The sequence below is a fragment of the uncultured Sphingorhabdus sp. genome (assembly GCF_937872355.1).
GTDB lineage: Bacteria > Pseudomonadota > Alphaproteobacteria > Sphingomonadales > Sphingomonadaceae > Sphingorhabdus_B.
This window is the reverse complement of record NZ_CALMSV010000124.1, coordinates 23,612-39,966: the sequence shown is the minus strand read 5'-3', so window position 1 is coordinate 39,966 and position 16,355 is coordinate 23,612. Positions and strand designations below refer to the sequence as shown.

The following is a 16,355-nucleotide window of genomic DNA, read 5'->3' as shown; positions in this document are numbered from 1 at the left end:
GGGCGTCGAATCCCATATACTCGTTCGCCGCAAGCCAGAGCGTGTGCCAACGGGCGTGATTGTGCACGAAGCGGCTGCTACAAACTGGCCGACGGAAGTTGCCGCAATCAAGGCAGATGTCGCGATCTCCTGCCTCGGCACAACGATGCGGACCGCCGGATCGAAAGCCGCTTTCCGCGCCGTCGATTTCGATCTTGTTGCCGATTTTGCCTCTGCCGCGAAAGCCGCGGATGCTGGGCACATGATTGCCGTGTCCTCGGTTGGTGCATCGGACAAAGCCTCCAATTTCTATCTCAAGACCAAAGGCGAAGCTGAGGCCGCCATGGCGCATATGGGTTTCGACCGGGTCGACTTCCTGCGTCCGGGCTTGCTGACGGGTGGGGAACGCCCCGAAAGCCGTCCAGGGGAGAGTGTCGCAATCATGCTGGCACCGCTCACCGACCTGCTGATGGTCGGCGGGCTTAGCCGCTATCGCTCGATTCCGGCACAGGTGGTGGCACAGGCGATTGCCAATCTTGCGCTGACAGGCGGGCAGGGCAAACATATCCACGAAAATGATGCGATCCGCTCGCTCGCCGGTTGACTCTAGGGCAAGCAAAAGCCAAGGCCGACTCAGTCGCTGACGAAACGGGAGAGCGCGGGGGAAGCCCCGCCGCCGAAGGAGCAACCGCCCCGGAATCTCTCAGGCAGAAGGACCGTTTCGGCTTTTGCGACACTCTGGAAAGCGTCCCGTACAAGGCGGGGCCACCGAAGGGGTAAAGCTCTCAGGTATCCGTGACAGAGGGGGCAGGCAGCGACGCCGTCGCTGGCTGTAACTTTGTGCGGAGAATTTATGAGCGACGATACCGACATGCTCGAACTGCCGCTGGGCGCTTGGCATCGTGCCAAGGGCGCCCGCATGGTATCGTTCGCAGGCTATGCGATGCCGATCCAATATGAAGGCATCATGGCGGAACATCTCTGGACACGCGAAAATGCCGGGCTGTTCGATGTCAGCCATATGGGACAGTTGATCCTGTCGGGCGAAGGCACCGCTGCCGCTCTGGAAAAGCTGGTTCCAGGCGACATATCGGCTCTAAAAGAGGGGCGGATGCGCTATTCGCTGCTGCTCGGCGAAGATGGCGGCGTGCTCGACGACCTTATGGTCACCGCAACCCCGACAGGCCTTTATGTCGTCGTCAACGGTGCAGTGAAGCATCAGGATATTGCCTATCTTCGTGCAAACCTGCCTGCAGCGGTCGACATCAACCATCTGCAGGACCGCGCTCTGCTCGCGCTGCAGGGGCCCAAAGCGGTCGAAGCGCTCGCCCGTATCGTTCCCGGCGTTGACCGACTGTTTTTCATGGAAGCCGACCTTTTCCTGTGGGGAGAGGTTCCGCTGTGGATCAGCCGTTCGGGCTATACCGGCGAAGATGGTGTCGAGATTTCGGTGCCGGCCGATCAGGTTGAGGCGCTGGCCGATGCCATTTGCCAGCAGGCCGAAGTCAAACCCATCGGCCTTGGCGCCCGCGACTCACTGCGGCTGGAGGCGGGGTTGCCGCTTTACGGGCACGACATGGACCCGACGACCGATCCGGTCGAAGGCAATGCCAGCTTTGCCATTTCAAAGCGCCGCCGCGAAGAAGGCGGGTTCAACGGCGCGGAACGTATCCTGAAGGCGCTGACCAACGGTTCGGCACGCAAGCTGGTTGGCCTGTCGGTCGAGGGCAAGATGCCGGTACGCGAAGGCGCGCCAATTTTTGCAGGTGACGCGCAGGTTGGTGTTGTCACCTCGGGCGGATTCGCGCCCAGCGTCGGTGCACCGATTGCCATGGGCTATGTCGCCGCCAGCCATAACAGCATCGGAACACCGGTGGAGGCGGAGGTGCGCGGAAAACGCGTGCCGCTGGCCGTCGCCGCGATGCCTTTCATACCACATCGATATCACCGCAGAGGAGCGAGCAAATGACCCGTTATTTCACTGACGAACATGAATGGATCGACGTCGAAGGCAATACCGCCACCGTAGGCATTACCGACTATGCGCAGGGCCAGTTGGGCGACATCGTTTTTGCAGAAGTTCCCGCAGTCGGCACGACGCTTTCCAAGGGCGGCGATGCGGCGGTTGTTGAGTCGGTGAAGGCCGCCTCGGACGTTTACGCGCCAGTTTCAGGCACAGTAACCGAGGGCAACGATGCACTCGCCGACGATCCGGCGCTGGTGAACAGTGATCCCGAAGGCGCGGGCTGGTTCTTCAAGCTGGAACTCAGCGATCCTTCCGAACTCGACGGGTTGATGGATGCAGCGGCTTACAAGGCATTTGTGGATTCGCTTTGATCAATTTCCCTCCCGATGGCGGGAGGGGAGAAGGAAGAGATTATGCGTTACTTACCGCTGACAGATACCGACCGGCAGGCGATGCTCGCCACAATCGGTGCGGCGTCGATTGACGACCTGTTTGTCGATGTGCCCGAAGAGGCGCGGCTGACAGGGCCGATACCGGGCCTGCCTATGCACGCCAGCGAAATGGCCGTCGAACGGCATTTCTCGGCGATGGCCCGCAAGAATATGGCTGCGGCGCATCATCCCTTTTTCCTGGGGGCAGGGGCGTATAAGCACCATGTTCCGGCAAGCGTCGATCATTTGATCCAGCGCGGCGAATTCCTGACGGCCTACACGCCGTATCAGCCGGAAATCGCGCAGGGCACGCTACAGATGCTGTTCGAATTCCAGACGCAGGTGGCGCGTCTGTTTGGCTGCGATGTCGCCAATGCCTCCATGTACGATGGCTCGACTGCTTGCTGGGAAGCAATCGGCATGGCCGTGCGCGTCACCAAGCGGAGTAAGGCGGTTATCTCCTCTGGTCTGCATCCGCACTATGTCAGCGTCGCGAAGACAATGGCACGCTTTACCGGCGATACGCTCGATCTTGCCGCGCTCGATATGGCGCAAAGCGATAATGCGCGCTTGCTGTCCTCCATCGATGGCGAAACCAGCTGTGTGGTGGTGCAATATCCCGATATTCTCGGCCGTATTGAAGACTTAAGCGCGATAGCTCAGAAGGCGCATGAACATGGCGCGCTGCTGATCGCGGTGGTGACAGAGCCGGTGGCGCTGGGCGCGATCAAGTCTCCCGGTGAAATGGGCGCGGATATTGTGGTTGGCGAAGGGCAGTCGCTCGGCGTCGGCCTGCAATTCGGCGGCCCCTATGTCGGCCTGTTCGCCTGCAAGGAGAAATTTGTGCGGCAGATGCCCGGCCGCTTGTGCGGTCAGACGGTCGATGCCGAGGGCAAACGCGGTTTCGTGCTGACGCTTTCGACCCGCGAGCATCATATTCGTCGCGAGAAAGCGACAAGTAATATCTGTACTAATTCAGGGCTTTGTGCGCTAGCTTTCAGTATTCATATGAGCTTGCTGGGAGAACGCGGTCTGCGCGAACTCGCAGCGCTGAACCATGCGCGTGCTGTGCAGGCTGCGGATCGCCTGACCCAAATCCCTGGAGTGACCCTCGTCAACGACAGCTCCTTCAACGAATTCACGCTGAAACTGCCAGTCAATGCCCGCGACGTGGTGCACAAGCTGGCGGCGAAGCGCGTGCTTGGCGGTGTATCGCTGGGTCGCCTCTATCTCGATCAAGCAGGACTGGAAAATGGCTTGCTCGTCGCGGTGACCGAAGTGGTCAGTGAGGAGGATATCGAAACCTTTGCGTCAGCTTTGCAGGAGGTGTTGGCATGAGCACGGTGAACGCAAGCGGCTGGCGACCGGAAATGGGTGAAAGTGACGTCAAGGCGGCAGAAACCTTCACCGGAAATCGCGCGCTGATGCTTGAAGAAGCGCTGATTTTTGAGATTGGCGACAGTCATACTACCGGGGTCTTTTTGGACCCCGCCCCAAAGGTGCACCCGGGCCGGGGGGGGTGGGAGCTTACCGGTGAGATCGGTTTGCCCGGCCTATCAGAGCCCGAAACCGTCCGCCACTACACCCGCCTGTCGCGCCAGAATTATGCAATCGACCTCGGCCTGTTCCCGCTTGGCAGTTGCACGATGAAGCACAACCCGCGCCTCAACGAAAAGGTCGCGCGGATGAAGGGCTTTATCGACGTTCACCCGCTGCAACCGCAGGAAACGGTGCAGGGTGCGCTACAGGTAATCAACGAACTCGCCTTCTGGCTCGTCGATCTAACCGGAATGCACGGCGTCGCGATGTCGCCCAAGGCCGGTGCGCATGGCGAGCTTTGCGGTATCCTTGCGATCAAAGCCGCGCTGGATGCCCGCGGCGAAGACCGCCCGGTTATCCTCGTCCCTGAAAGTGCGCATGGCACCAATCCGGCAACCGCAGCCTTTGCGGGCTTCAGCGTCGAAAATATCCCCGCAACACCCGAAGGCCGTGTTGATGTTGCAGCATTGAAGGCACGTCTTGGGCCCGATGTCGCGGGCGTGATGATCACCAACCCCAACACCTGCGGCCTCTTCGAACGCGACCTGAAGGTCATCTCAGACGCGGTGCATGCGGCGGGTGGCTACGTTTATTGCGACGGTGCCAACTTCAACGCCATTGTCGGGCGCGTTCGCCCCGGCGACCTCGGCGTCGATGCCATGCACATCAACCTGCACAAGACCTTCTCCACCCCGCATGGAGGCGGTGGCCCCGGTTCTGGTCCCGTCGTGCTTTCCGAAGCGCTGGCACCTTATGGCCCGATCCCCTTCGTGGCCAAGATGCCCGATGGCAGCTTCAAGCTGGTCGAAGAGGAAGCCGCGGGGGAGATGCACCCCGAAACCTTTGGCCGCATGACGGCATTCCATGGCCAGATGGGCATGTTTACCCGTGCGCTGGCGTACATCATGAGCCACGGTGCAGATGGCCTGCGCCAGGTGGCCGAGGATGCTGTGCTCAACGCCAATTATGTGCTGCGCAGTCTGGAAGGCACGCTGGAGGCACCCTTCGGGGCGTCTGGCCCCTGCATGCATGAGGCTCTGTTCACCGATAACGGATTGGCAGAAGGCTTTTCGACGCTCGATGTCGCGAAGGGTCTGATCGACGAGGGTTATCACCCGATGACGGTCTATTTCCCGCTCGTCGTCCATGGCGCGATGCTCGTTGAGCCGACAGAGACCGAAAGCAAGGCTGCGCTCGATCAGTTTATCGGCGCGCTGCGTTCGGTCGCCAATCGCGCCAAGCAGGGCGATCCTTCGCTCAAATCCGCCCCGCACCACGCGCCACGTCGCCGCCTCGACGAAACGCTTGCAGCCCGCAAGCCGGTGCTAGTGTGGAAGGAAATGGAACTTCCCGTAGCGGCAGAGTGACCGAAGAAATTTAATCGCGCGATTAAACTTCGCATTGACAGCCGCTCCAGCCTCGCCAATTAGGGGCTGGAGCGGCTGAGCCTATGCAGCCGATCTTCTTGGGAGAGAGAGAAGATGGCCGATACTTCGGAATTGAACACATTTGACGAATTCGTCCGCCATTGGGCAGAAGAACGCGGCGATCGCCTCGCCATGCGCGAGGAAGACCGTTTCTTCACCTATGCAGAGCTTGAAGAACGCACCGCACGCGTCGCCACGGCCTTGCTGGCAAAAGGCCTGAAAAAGGGCGATCGCATCGCCTGGATCGGCAAGAACAGCGATATCTACTACACGCTGTTTTACGGAGCTGCGCGCGCTGGCATCGTGATGGTGCCGGTTGGCTGGCGTCTGGCTCCGCCCGAATGGGCCTATATCATCAACGATACCAAGGCGAAGATCCTGTTCCTCGGCGTCGGATTCGAATCCGCCCCGGCATCGATGGAGGGCATGCTGCAGCATGTCGAGCAGGTAATGACCGACCCCGAAGCACGAGCGATGATCGAAAATACTGCGCGTGCTCGATTTGACCCTTCGGCTCCAGATGACGCCGTGCTGCAGCTCTATACTTCCGGTACCACCGGCAATCCCAAGGGTGCGGTGCTTTCAAATCGCAACCTGTTTGCACTGCGCAAGCATTCGAACGCGGCAGGCCTCGCCTATACCAAATGGGATGATGATGAGGTTGTCCTTGTCGCCATGCCATGCGCGCATATCGGCGGGACTGGTCTGGGCATTATGGCGGTCGCGGCAGGTCTTCCGGCCTATATCCTTGCTGAATTCACGCCTGACGGCTTCTTCGATTCGGTCGAAACCGGGGGCGTGACGCGCCTGTTCATCGTTCCGGCGGCGCTGCACATTCTGTTGCAACATCCGCGCTGTGCCACTGTCGATTTCACCCGCCTAAAATATATACTCTATGGTGCCGCGCCGATCCCCTTGGAATTGCTACGCCAGTGCATCCAGATGTTCAAATGCGGCTTCATCCAGAATTACGGGATGACCGAGACAACCGGCACCATTTGCATGTTGCCGCCCGAGGACCATGATCCCAATGGCAATCCGCGCATGCGCAGCGCTGGAAAGCCGCTACACGGTGTCGAGATCAAGGTCGTCGACGCCTCTGGTAACGAAGCCCCGACAGGCGAAGTCGGCGAGGTCTGGACCCGTTCGTCCAATAACATGGTCGGCTATTGGAACCTGCCCGAGGCAACCGAAAAAACGCTCACCAACGATGGCTGGGTGAAGACCGGCGATGCCGGTTACATGGACGAGGATGGCTATCTCTATATCCACGACCGGGTGAAGGACCTGATCATTTCGGGCGGTGAGAATGTCTATCCAGCTGAGGTGGAAAGCGCGATCTATGGCCATCCCGATGTTCTGGAAGTGGCCGTTATCGGCGTTCCCGATGCCAAATGGGGCGAAGCAGTCAAAGCAGTCTGCGCGCCGAAACCCGGCGCGACGATTGATCCCGACAGCATCATCGCCTGGGCCCGCGAACGAATTGCACCGTTCAAGGTACCCAAAAGCATCGACATTATCGACGCGCTTCCCCGCAACCCATCGGGCAAAATTCTGCGCAAAGATCTGCGTGCGCCCTATTGGGAAGGTTATGATCGGCAGGTGAACTGAGATGAGCGAAGCGCAGATAGACCTCAACGCCTTCCGCGCCGAGGTGCGTGGCTGGCTGTCCGAAAACCTACCGCCCGAATTGCGGCAGGCACACAACCGCGCGACCAGCGTGTTCGTCGAAAAGCAGTTCAACCTTGCCTGGCAGGCGATCCTGCTGCGCAAGGGCTGGGTCGCACCGCACTGGCCGACCGAACATGGTGGAACGGGCTGGAACGAGGCGCAGCGGTATATCTTCGCCTCCGAATGTGCGCGGGCAGGGGCACCCAGCCTTGCGCCGATGGGGCTGAAAATGGTCGCGCCCGTGATCATGAAATATGGCAGCGAAGCGCAGAAGGGCTATTATCTGCCAAAGCTGCTCGCCGGTGAGCATTATTGGTGTCAGGGTTATAGCGAGCCGCAGGCGGGTTCCGACCTTGCGGCGTTGCAACTGCGCGCCGACAGCGATGGCGACGATTATGTGCTCAATGGTTCCAAAATCTGGACCACGCACGCGCATGTCGCCAACCACATGTTCTGCCTTGCGCGGACCAACCGCGACGGCCGCCCGCAAGAGGGGATCACTTTCCTGCTGCTCGAAATGTCGACGCCGGGCATCGCCGTAAAGCCGATCGTCTCGATCGCCGGTGACCATGATTTCAATCAAGTGTTCTTCGACAATGTTCGCGTGCCTAAGGCCAACCGGCTGGGTGATGAGGGCAAGGGCTGGACGGTTGCCAAGACGCTTCTCGAATATGAGCGTGCGGCTGCTTATGCGGCCGGGTTGATTGAGGCGCTAGCCGAGGTACGCGCTGCAGCCAGAGACGCCGAATTGCTTGATGATCCCGCCATCCGTCGTCGCTTTGCCGAACTCGATTCACAGGTGCGCACGATTCATGCGGTCGAGGATATGGTGTTGGCGGCGATAGGCGAAGGGCGCGATCCCGGCCCGGCCTCGTCAATGCTCAAAGTTCAGGGCACCGAATGCCAGCAGAAGATTCAGGAACTGGCTGTCGATGTCGCGGGCATCTACGCCGCGCCCTATCAATTTGAGGCACGTCAGGCAGGCAGCAACACGGGTTATGTCGGCCCCGAAAGTGCACTCACCGCGACGGCACGCTATTTCAATGGCCGTGCGGCCTCGATTTACGGCGGATCGAACGAGATCCAGCGCAACATCATGGCCAAGTTGGTACTCGGCCTTTAACGGTCGAGATTACCGCCCGACGCTGAAGTAATCGAAGCCGGCCTTGGCGCCTTCTTCAGGGCGGTAAATGTTGCGCAGGTCGACAAGGACGTCGCCCTTCATCACGCCCTTGAGCTTAGCAAGATCGAGAGCGCGATAGGCATCCCATTCGGTGACGATGGCGACCGCGTCGGCACCCTCGGCAGCGGCATAGGCGCTCTCGGTCATCTTGACTTCGGGCAGGATCTTGGCCGCTTCTTCCATACCTTCGGGGTCGTGGGCGTAAACTTCGGCTCCTGCATCGATCAGCGTCTGGACGATGGCGATTGAGGGCGCGTCGCGCATGTCATCTGTATTGGGTTTGAAGGTCAGGCCCAAAAGGGCGACTTTCTTGCCACGCGCATCACCGCCCAGCGCGTTGACGATCTTGCGGCCCATGGCGCGCTTGCGAAGGTCATTGGCCTGCACCACCGCCTCGACAATGCGCACAGGGGTGTCATTGTCCTGCGCGGTTTTGAGGAGGGCGAGCGTGTCCTTGGGGAAGCAGCTGCCGCCATAGCCGGGACCTGCATGGAGGAACTTGCTGCCGATGCGATTATCAAGCCCGATCCCGCGCGAGACATCCTGCACATTGGCACCCAGTTTCTCGCAAAGGTCAGCCATTTCGTTGATGAAGGTGATCTTGGTCGCAAGAAAGGCATTGGCCGCATATTTGATAAGTTCGGACGAGCGGCGGCTGGTGAACAGGATCGGCGATTCATTGAGGAACAGCGGACGATAGACAGCTCGCATTGCCTCGCGGGCCCACTCAACATCGGTGCCGACGACGATGCGATCGGGTCGTTTGAAATCGCCAATTGCTGCGCCTTCGCGGAGGAATTCAGGGTTGGAGACGACCTCGAACTCCAATTCGGGACGCACATCGCGGATGATCCGTTCGACCTCGTCACCGGTGCCGACCGGCACGGTCGATTTGGTGACCACCACGGTCTTGGGATCGATGGCCTCGCCAATCTCTTTCGCGGCGGCATAGACATAGCTCAAATCGGCATGGCCGTCGCCGCGGCGCGAGGGCGTCCCCACTGCGATGAATACCGCGTCGCAGCCCTTTACCGAGCTTTGCAGATCGGTCGAAAAGCTCAGCCGCCCGGCATCGACATTGGTCTTCACCAAGGCATCGAGGCCCGGCTCGTAAATCGGCATGATGTTGGCATTCAGCCGGTCGATCTTGCTCTGATCCTTGTCGACGCAGACCACTTCATGCCCGAAATCGGCAAAACAGGCTCCCGACACAAGGCCTACATAGCCCGATCCGATCATTGCGATTTTCATTTTATAATTCCTGCAAATAGGTTTGCCCGCAGCGTTTTAGTAGGTGCGTGACTTGTCGGCAAGGCTGCGAGATTTGGCCCGCGATGTGGATGGAAACACATTGATGCCCCCCGTAAATTCCTTATTGTTATTTGTCTGTTGAAGAACTCTATTCCCATCTGCGCTTTAGCCGGTCAGGCCTTAAATTGATACTAAAGCGAGTGTTAAGGGTTGTGAAATGTCCTAATCGACATGCACTGTGCAAAATCGGGCTGGAAGCGCCTGTCGCCTTAGTCTAGCAGGCGATATATTTTCAGGAATTGGAATGATGATAAAAATTGCTTCACCAATTGTTGCGCTGGCGCTTCTTTCTGCGTGCGCGGGGCCAACTGCCCTCGGCGGATCACAGAATATCACAGTCATGGATTCCAGCGATCTTCCGGCACCTGATCGCAGCGATCTAATCGCCGAATCTCGTCCATATTTGATTGGTGCCTTCGACAAGCTGACCATTGACGTTTTCGGCATCGAGGAGTTGAGTAAAAAAGAAGTTCAAACCGACGCGAGTGGACGCATTTCGTTTCCGCTTGCTGGTGTGATTGAGGCGGCGGGTAAGACCCCCGGTGAAATAGAGGAAGAAATCGAAGCCCGTCTTCGGACGCGCTATGTTCGCGATCCTCAGGTGACGGTGAACCTACAGGAAACAGTCAGCCAGGTGATAACGGTAGACGGCCAGGTGAAAAAACCCGGCCTATATCCAGTGGTTGGCAAAATGACACTGATGCGCGCGGTCGCAACAGCAGAAGGCACCGCTGAATTTGCCAAGCTGGATGACGTCGTGATTTTCCGCACGGTCAAAGGCCAACAGCTGGCGGCATTGTATAACCTCAAGGCCATTCGTCGCGGAAATTATCAGGATCCCGAAGTGTTCGCCAATGATGTGGTTGTGGTCGGTGATTCGCAGGCTCGACGCCTGTTCAAGGATGCGCTGCAGATCGTGCCCTTGCTGACAACGCCGCTGATCATTGCGCTACAAAATAATAACTGACGGCAAATCTTTCTATCCAGCCAAAGCGCAGGGATAACGAATGAAAAAAGCGGCGCCCCGGTAATCCGGAGCGCCGCTTTTTTTTGTACTGCCCGCCGAAGCGGGCAGTTATGCTATCAGAACTTCACGCCCAACTTGACGCCGTAGAAACGCGGCGGAGCGGGGTAGACAGCAAAGCTGTTGCCCTGTTCCGGGATCGGGAAGGCCGTGATGTTGTAGTAGGTGTTGAAGAGGTTTTCGACATAACCCTCAACGCTGTACTTGCCATCGCCGAAATTGACGCCCGCGCGCAGGTTGACAATGCCATAACCGTCATTGCCAGTGAATGGCTTCGCGACCGGATCGTTCACCGGATAATGATCGCTGTTATAGCGCCAGTCTGCGTGAATCAGGCCGTTCACGCCATCGCTGATGCGCGGCGTCCAGGTGATGCCGCCTGTGATCGCATGCTTCGGCTGGTTTGACGCCTGCTGACCGTTGTCGGTGCCTGCCGCCGGATCGCTGACCTTCGCATCAAGATAGGTGTAGCCCATGTTGATGACGAAATCGGGATGCGGACGGATGATGCTTTCCAGTTCGACGCCCTTCGATACCAGCTCGTCATAGTTCAGGACGACGAAATTGTTTCCGAGGAAACGGTTCGACTGATAGTTTTTGAAGGTCGAATGGAAGAGCGAAGCGTTGAACTGGAATTCGCGGCTGAGGTTGGTTTTGAGGCCGATTTCAAACGCGTCAACCGATTCATTGCCGAATTCAAGGTCGGTCAGCTGCGCGCCGTTGCCGCCGAGCAGAACCGAGTCAAAACCGGCGCGGTCGAGGTTGTAACCACCCGACTTATAGCCACGGTCATAACCACCGAACAACAGCACATCGTCATTCACCTTATAGGCGATCCGTGCCGTACCAGTGAACTCGCTTTCGCTGCGCTTGTCCGAACGGATGCCGTTGAACTCGCTGTTCACTGCCGGGTTGCAACCCAGCAGATAGGCACCGCTGAACAGGCCCGAAGCTTGCAAAGCCTGACGATACGGCAAGGTCGCCGGGTTTTGGAAGAATGCACAGGTCGGCGATACTGCGTTCAGGTCAGTATCAATTGTCTTCTTTTCATAATTGTAGCGCAGGCCCAGCGTTAGTGACAGGCTGTCGCTGATGTTGATGATGTTGTGCGTGAACAGCGCAATTGCGTCGGTATCGACGCTGTATTTGTCGGCCACCTGACCAGCGCCGGCAGGCGTGCGCGGCAGCGGGCTGGTGAACAGAGCAAGCAACGCTGGATTGCCAGCCGCCGCAGCAGCAAGTGCCGGATTGGTCGCGAGAGCAACCTGACCGAACAGCGGAACGCCAGCACCCAATGTACCATATAATTGCAGTCCGGTCGGCAAGGCCACCGAACGGGTAAGGCCGTTGATAACGGCATCGGTATATTGGTCAGCTTGCGTGCCGAAACGGATGGTGTCGGTCATCGTCAGCTTTTCATTCATGTAGAATGCGCCAACCAGCCAGTCGACCTTGTCGTTGAATGCCGAACCCTGCAGGCGGAGTTCCTGTGTGAAGTCCTTCATCCCGGTGCGGTAATCATCGCGATAGGCACGATCGAGACCCGAGAAATCGATGTCTTGGTCGCGCAGCGCTTTCCAGTCACGATAGGCGGTGATTGAGGTCAGCGTTGCACCGCCGAAGTCCCAGTTCAATTCGCCCGAAACACCCCATTCATCGACCTTTTCGGTCAGGCCACGGCCCGGAGTGGTCGCCATGACACGACCCTTGGCGTCGAACGGACGGACGATGCCGTCACGACCAACTGCGCCACCTGCCAGCGGGTTTGCCGACAGCGCTTCGATTGCGTTGCTCGCGATGAAGGCGATGGCGTTGTTGGTGCTGGTCAACGGCAGCGAGAAACCGCTTCCGGTGTTCAATGCGCCACAGCAATCTTCGTTAGTCTTGGCAACATCGGCAATCAGGCGGAAGTTGATGTCGTCATTTTCGAAATAGGCCTGACCGCGGGCGAACCAGCGGTTGATGTTGTTCACGCGGCCATCTTCATTAGCGAGTTTGATGTAGCCGTCCCGCTTATGATAGCCGCCATCGAGACGTACAGCGAACTGTTCCGAAACGGGGCCGGTTACGCCAGCTTTTGCTTCGATTTCGTCAAGATTGCCGTAGCTGAGCTCGGCATAACCGCCGAGTTCGAACTTCGGCTTGGAAGTTGTGATGCTCAACGCACCTGCAGAGGTGTTGCGGCCGAAAAGCGTGCCCTGGGGGCCGCGCAGAACTTCAACGCGATCGATCGGGGGCAGTTCAGCCAGCGCGACGCCGGCACGGGCGCGAAACACGCCATCAATGAACACGCCGACAGCCGGCTCAAATCCAGGGTTGTCACCAGCCGTACCGATGCCGCGAATAGTAAGCACCGCGCCGGTGGCTGACGACTGGCCAGTGGTGGTTTTCAGCGAAGGCGCGAGCTGTTGGATGCCGCGAATGTCGACGACACCGGCATTGGCAAGCTGCTCGCCAGCGACCACGCTGACAGCAAGGGGAATGTCTTGCGCAGCCTGATCACGGCGCGTCGCGGTTACGATGATTTCGTCAAAGGCGACTTCTTCTTCAGCCGCTGCGCCGGTTGCTTCGACGCTTTCGTCCTGTGCCTGGGCAGCAGAGGCGAGCCCGATTGAGGCGACACTAATTGTCGACAGCAGTGCGGCACGCACTGCAGCATGTGCAAACTTCATATTATACTCTCCACTTGATCATCACAAATGTGCCGGAAATCGGCTAACTTCCTTGGGAGTGGGGATGGCAGGCCATCCTTGTATTATTGTTTTTATGGTGCATTCTGCACCGATTGCGGCTCTAATGGGTCAGTTTGTGGCCCGCAATGCGCTTAAATGTACTGATGCAAAATCTTTGTTAAGCGCGGCATAATTGCCACAATTTGTAACAATCGTTTGCAAATTTGATGTTTGATTTCAGAAGTTGGGGGGAGTGAGATGAGAAAATCGGCAAAATGGCTGCTGGTGCTAACAGGCATCGCCATTGCAGGGACCTTGGCAGTTCGCCATTATCAGGCAGATATCGGACTGGCGCTGTTTCAACGCGCGGTCGATGCCCGAGTGGGGAGAGATAATACCGCCTCGCTTCCCGATGGCCTGCATATCGGTCTTTGCGGTACAGGCTCGCCATTGCCCAATGCAGACCGAGCAGGTGCATGCACGATGGTGATGGCCGGAAAGCATATCTATGTGGTCGACGCTGGCGAAGGCGGTGCACGCAATATTTCGCTGATGGGCATACCGAACGGGAAAATCGATGGTTTGTTTCTGACGCATTTCCATTCCGATCATATGGATGGCTTGGGGCCGATGATGTTGCTTCGGTGGACGGGCGGTTCGGCCAAGGCACCCTTAGCAGTCTATGGCCCCACCGGCGTCGAAGCGGTGATTGCAGGTTTCAACGCCGCCTATGCGCAGGATAACAGCTATCGCATCGCCCATCATGGAGAGGACATCGTGCCGCCGTCGGGAGCAGGGGCAACTGCAATGCCATTTGCTATGGATGGTGACAGTAGGGTGGTTCTTGAAAAAGATGGCCTGACCGTAACTGCCTTCAAGGTTGATCATGACCCGGTTTCGCCCGCGGTCGGATACCGTTTCGATTATAAGGGGCGGTCGGTTGTCGTCAGCGGCGACACAGCCAAATCGGCAGTTTTGGAACGCGTGGCAAAGGACGCAGACTTGCTGTTGCACGAAGCGCTCCAACCGAAACTGGTCACCAAGATGACGGCGGCGCTCGACAAAAAAGGATTGGGCAACACTGCCAAGATAACCAAGGATATTCTGGATTATCATGCTTCGCCAGAGGAAGCTGCGGACAGTGCGCGTAATGCGGGTGTCGGCCAACTTGTGTTTACCCACATCGTTCCGCCTTTCCCGTCGCGCTTCTTTAATCCGGCCTTTTTGGGCGATGCCCCCAAACGCTTCAAAGGCGAAATTGTGGTCGGTGAAGACGGCATGCTCTTCAGCCTGCCAGCAGGCTCCAAGACGATCAGCCGACAGGAGTTGATGTAATCCCCTCGACGCGTGTAATAGGCTGAAAATCGGGGAGAGGCATATATGGCATTTCGGGTCACCGCATTTGACGTCGCGCAGCGGGCAGGCGTTACCCAGCCTACCGTATCGCGTGCCTTGAACGGCAGCCCGAAGGTCAGTGACGAAACCCGCGCCAAGGTGCTGCAGGCCGCACAGGAACTGGGCTATGTCATCAACCAGAACGCCACACGGCTCCGGCGTGGCGAGACGATGACATTGGCAGTGGTGCTGATCGGCCGGGCGGGGGAGAGTGCCACCGAGACAAATCCCTTCTACTTCTCCTTGCTGGGCAGCGTGGCTGCCGCCGCCGCCGCTAAAGGCTATAATTTGCTGGTGTCCTTTCAGGACAGTCCCGGAAATTTCTTTGGCCAATATGATGATGCCCGTCAGGCCGACGGGATGATTGTCATCGGCACGACACAAAATCCGGAAGCTTGGGCCTACTTCCGCGGGCTCGACCATCCGGACAAGGCCTGGGTCTGCTGGGGCGCGCCCGATGATGATCTGCGCTGGGTGCGCAGCGAGAATGAAGGTGGCGGCCGGATCGCTGCGCGCTACCTGATTGAACGAGGGCGAAAGCATCCGGTTTTCATCGGCGCTCGCGCCTCGCAACAACGCCAGTTTGGCGAACGCTATGACGGATTTGCCGAAGAGTTGCGCATGGCTGGGCTATCCGCTCCCGCAATCGAGGTCGACGAAAGCCTGTCGCGTGAGGAGCAAGGCGTCGAGGCCGTTCGGACTTTGCTCCAGTCCGGCCAGCCTTTCGACGGCATATTTGCTGCCTGTGATCTGACCGCGCTGGGCGTCTTGCGGGCGCTTTCCGAAAGCGGGATATCGGTTCCTGAACGTGTTTCGGTCATCGGTTTTGACGGGATCCGGGCCGGCAATTATTCGTCGCCGCCGCTGACGACGATTGAGCCGGATTTCGAGCAGGCAGGTGACCTGCTGGTCCAGAATGTGTTGAATCGCATATCAGGCGAGCCACTGACCCACCGCCGCGTGCCGGTGCAACTGGTGCGTCGCGGGAGTTAGCCTTACAGCCCCAGAACTTCGGGCATCGTGTATCGCCCGGGCTTTTGCTGCATCAGCCAGATCGCGGCCTTCACCGCGCCACGGGCAAAGATCATCCGGTTTTCGGCACGGTGTGATAGGGTGATGCTCTCCTCATTGCCTGCCAATATCACACTATGATCGCCCGCCACCGTGCCACCGCGCAGCGATGCAAAGCCGATCGCGCCTTCTTTGCGTGCCCCAGTGATGCCGTCGCGGCCACGCTCGCTATTGTCGGCAAGGTCAATATAGCGTCCGGCAGCGGCGGCTTCGCCCAGCAGCAGGGCTGTGCCAGAAGGGGCATCAACCTTCATCCGATGATGCATTTCGACGATTTCGACGTCCCAGTCGGTTCCGAGCCGCGATGCGGCCTCTTTTACCAGCGCGGCGAGCATGGTGACGCCGAGCGAGGTGTTACCGGTCTGCATAACGGCAATATCCTGCGCGGCATCGTCGATCAGCCAGTGATGCCGCTCTTCGAGGCCGGTAGTGCCTATAACAATCGGTTTCTTGGCAAAATTGCAGGCAGCCAGATTGGTTTCCAGCGCATGTGGGCTGGAGAAATCGACCAGCACATCGGATGCCGCAGCAAGGCCTGCGATATCGTCACCCTTGTCGACCCCGCCTGCATGTTCAAGCCCTGCTTCGTTGATGGCGTCTACCAACGCCTGACCCATGCGGCCCTTGCTGCCAATGATACCGACTTTTGCCATAGTTGCGTGCCTTAGAATTTGCTGCTTCATGGG

The 16,355-nt window shown here is 58.5% G+C and carries 13 protein-coding genes and 1 riboswitch; of the genes, 10 read left to right on the top strand and 3 right to left on the bottom strand.

Going from position 1 to position 16,355, the window contains the following annotated elements; all coding sequences use genetic code 11:
• The 7 genes from Q0239_RS07765 to Q0239_RS07735 all read left to right on the top strand — a co-directional run.
• Positions 1–583: NAD-dependent dehydratase (locus Q0239_RS07765; protein WP_298600756.1), on the top strand; the 583-nt coding region annotated here is incomplete at its 5' end.
• A 35-nt stretch (positions 584–618) separates the two neighbouring features.
• Positions 619–708, top strand: a riboswitch (glycine riboswitch).
• Between the two features lie 124 nt (positions 709–832).
• Positions 833–1,948 carry a glycine cleavage system aminomethyltransferase GcvT gene (gcvT, locus tag Q0239_RS07760; RefSeq protein WP_298600753.1) on the top strand — a complete coding sequence of 372 codons (1,116 nt, stop codon included), beginning with the start codon at positions 833–835 and terminating at the stop codon, positions 1,946–1,948.
• Entirely contained in the window at positions 1,945–2,316 is a 372-nt protein-coding gene (gene gcvH / locus Q0239_RS07755) for a glycine cleavage system protein GcvH (RefSeq protein WP_298600751.1), read from the top strand. The genes gcvT and gcvH overlap by 4 nt, the downstream gene beginning before the upstream one ends.
• 42 nt (positions 2,317–2,358) lie before the next feature.
• Positions 2,359–3,714 (top strand): aminomethyl-transferring glycine dehydrogenase subunit GcvPA, encoded by a 1,356-nt coding sequence (gene gcvPA / locus Q0239_RS07750; RefSeq protein ID WP_298600748.1) that lies wholly within the window; start codon positions 2,359–2,361, stop codon positions 3,712–3,714.
• Positions 3,711–5,282 (top strand): aminomethyl-transferring glycine dehydrogenase subunit GcvPB, encoded by a 1,572-nt coding sequence (gene gcvPB / locus Q0239_RS07745; RefSeq protein ID WP_298600745.1) that lies wholly within the window; start codon positions 3,711–3,713, stop codon positions 5,280–5,282. Before gcvPA ends, gcvPB begins: the two co-directional genes overlap by 4 nt.
• 114 nt (positions 5,283–5,396) lie before the next feature.
• Complete coding sequence (locus Q0239_RS07740) at positions 5,397–6,953, top strand: fatty acid--CoA ligase (protein WP_298600742.1); 1,557 nt, start codon at positions 5,397–5,399, stop codon at positions 6,951–6,953.
• A 1-nt stretch (position 6,954) separates the two neighbouring features.
• Positions 6,955–8,136 (top strand): acyl-CoA dehydrogenase family protein, encoded by a 1,182-nt coding sequence (locus tag Q0239_RS07735; RefSeq protein WP_298600739.1) that lies wholly within the window; start codon positions 6,955–6,957, stop codon positions 8,134–8,136.
• A 9-nt stretch (positions 8,137–8,145) separates the two neighbouring features.
• Here the strand turns inward: Q0239_RS07735 and Q0239_RS07730 are convergent, their stop codons facing one another.
• Positions 8,146–9,447, bottom strand: coding sequence for a UDP-glucose/GDP-mannose dehydrogenase family protein (locus tag Q0239_RS07730; protein ID WP_298600737.1), 1,302 nt, complete (start codon positions 9,445–9,447; stop codon positions 8,146–8,148).
• Positions 9,448–9,751: 304 nt separating this feature from the next.
• Here Q0239_RS07730 and Q0239_RS07725 point away from each other — a divergent pair, with 304 nt between their 5' ends.
• Positions 9,752–10,474, top strand: a complete 723-nt coding sequence (locus Q0239_RS07725; RefSeq protein ID WP_367276076.1) for a polysaccharide biosynthesis/export family protein — start codon at positions 9,752–9,754, stop codon at positions 10,472–10,474.
• 116 nt (positions 10,475–10,590) lie between these two features.
• Here Q0239_RS07725 and Q0239_RS07720 read toward each other — a convergent pair whose 3' ends face one another.
• Positions 10,591–13,203 carry a TonB-dependent receptor gene (locus Q0239_RS07720; RefSeq protein WP_298600735.1) on the bottom strand — a complete coding sequence of 871 codons (2,613 nt, stop codon included), beginning with the start codon at positions 13,201–13,203 and terminating at the stop codon, positions 10,591–10,593.
• A 258-nt stretch (positions 13,204–13,461) separates the two neighbouring features.
• Here Q0239_RS07720 and Q0239_RS07715 point away from each other — a divergent pair, with 258 nt between their 5' ends.
• Positions 13,462–14,538 (top strand): MBL fold metallo-hydrolase, encoded by a 1,077-nt coding sequence (locus Q0239_RS07715; RefSeq protein ID WP_298600733.1) that lies wholly within the window; start codon positions 13,462–13,464, stop codon positions 14,536–14,538.
• A gap of 45 nt (positions 14,539–14,583) precedes the next feature.
• Positions 14,584–15,591, top strand: coding sequence for a LacI family DNA-binding transcriptional regulator (locus tag Q0239_RS07710; RefSeq protein WP_298600730.1), 1,008 nt, complete (start codon positions 14,584–14,586; stop codon positions 15,589–15,591).
• A gap of 2 nt (positions 15,592–15,593) precedes the next feature.
• Here Q0239_RS07710 and dapB read toward each other — a convergent pair whose 3' ends face one another.
• Positions 15,594–16,322 carry a 4-hydroxy-tetrahydrodipicolinate reductase gene (dapB, locus tag Q0239_RS07705; RefSeq protein WP_298600728.1) on the bottom strand — a complete coding sequence of 243 codons (729 nt, stop codon included), beginning with the start codon at positions 16,320–16,322 and terminating at the stop codon, positions 15,594–15,596.
• Positions 16,323–16,355: the final 33 nt, after the last annotated feature.

Bases quoted from the DNA above. Each gene is read 5' to 3' on its own strand.
- gcvT (WP_298600753.1), top strand. From the start codon at position 833: ATGAGCGACGATACCGACATGCTCGAACTGCCGCTGGGCGCTTGGCAT.
- gcvH (WP_298600751.1), top strand. From the start codon at position 1,945: ATGACCCGTTATTTCACTGACGAACATGAATGGATCGACGTCGAAGGC.
- gcvPA (WP_298600748.1), top strand. From the start codon at position 2,359: ATGCGTTACTTACCGCTGACAGATACCGACCGGCAGGCGATGCTCGCC.
- gcvPB (WP_298600745.1), top strand. From the start codon at position 3,711: ATGAGCACGGTGAACGCAAGCGGCTGGCGACCGGAAATGGGTGAAAGT.
- Q0239_RS07740 (WP_298600742.1), top strand. From the start codon at position 5,397: ATGGCCGATACTTCGGAATTGAACACATTTGACGAATTCGTCCGCCAT.
- Q0239_RS07735 (WP_298600739.1), top strand. From the start codon at position 6,955: ATGAGCGAAGCGCAGATAGACCTCAACGCCTTCCGCGCCGAGGTGCGT.
- Q0239_RS07730 (WP_298600737.1), bottom strand. From the start codon at position 9,447: ATGAAAATCGCAATGATCGGATCGGGCTATGTAGGCCTTGTGTCGGGA.
- Q0239_RS07725 (WP_367276076.1), top strand. From the start codon at position 9,752: ATGATGATAAAAATTGCTTCACCAATTGTTGCGCTGGCGCTTCTTTCT.
- Q0239_RS07720 (WP_298600735.1), bottom strand. From the start codon at position 13,203: ATGAAGTTTGCACATGCTGCAGTGCGTGCCGCACTGCTGTCGACAATT.
- Q0239_RS07715 (WP_298600733.1), top strand. From the start codon at position 13,462: ATGAGAAAATCGGCAAAATGGCTGCTGGTGCTAACAGGCATCGCCATT.
- Q0239_RS07710 (WP_298600730.1), top strand. From the start codon at position 14,584: ATGGCATTTCGGGTCACCGCATTTGACGTCGCGCAGCGGGCAGGCGTT.
- dapB (WP_298600728.1), bottom strand. From the start codon at position 16,322: ATGGCAAAAGTCGGTATCATTGGCAGCAAGGGCCGCATGGGTCAGGCG.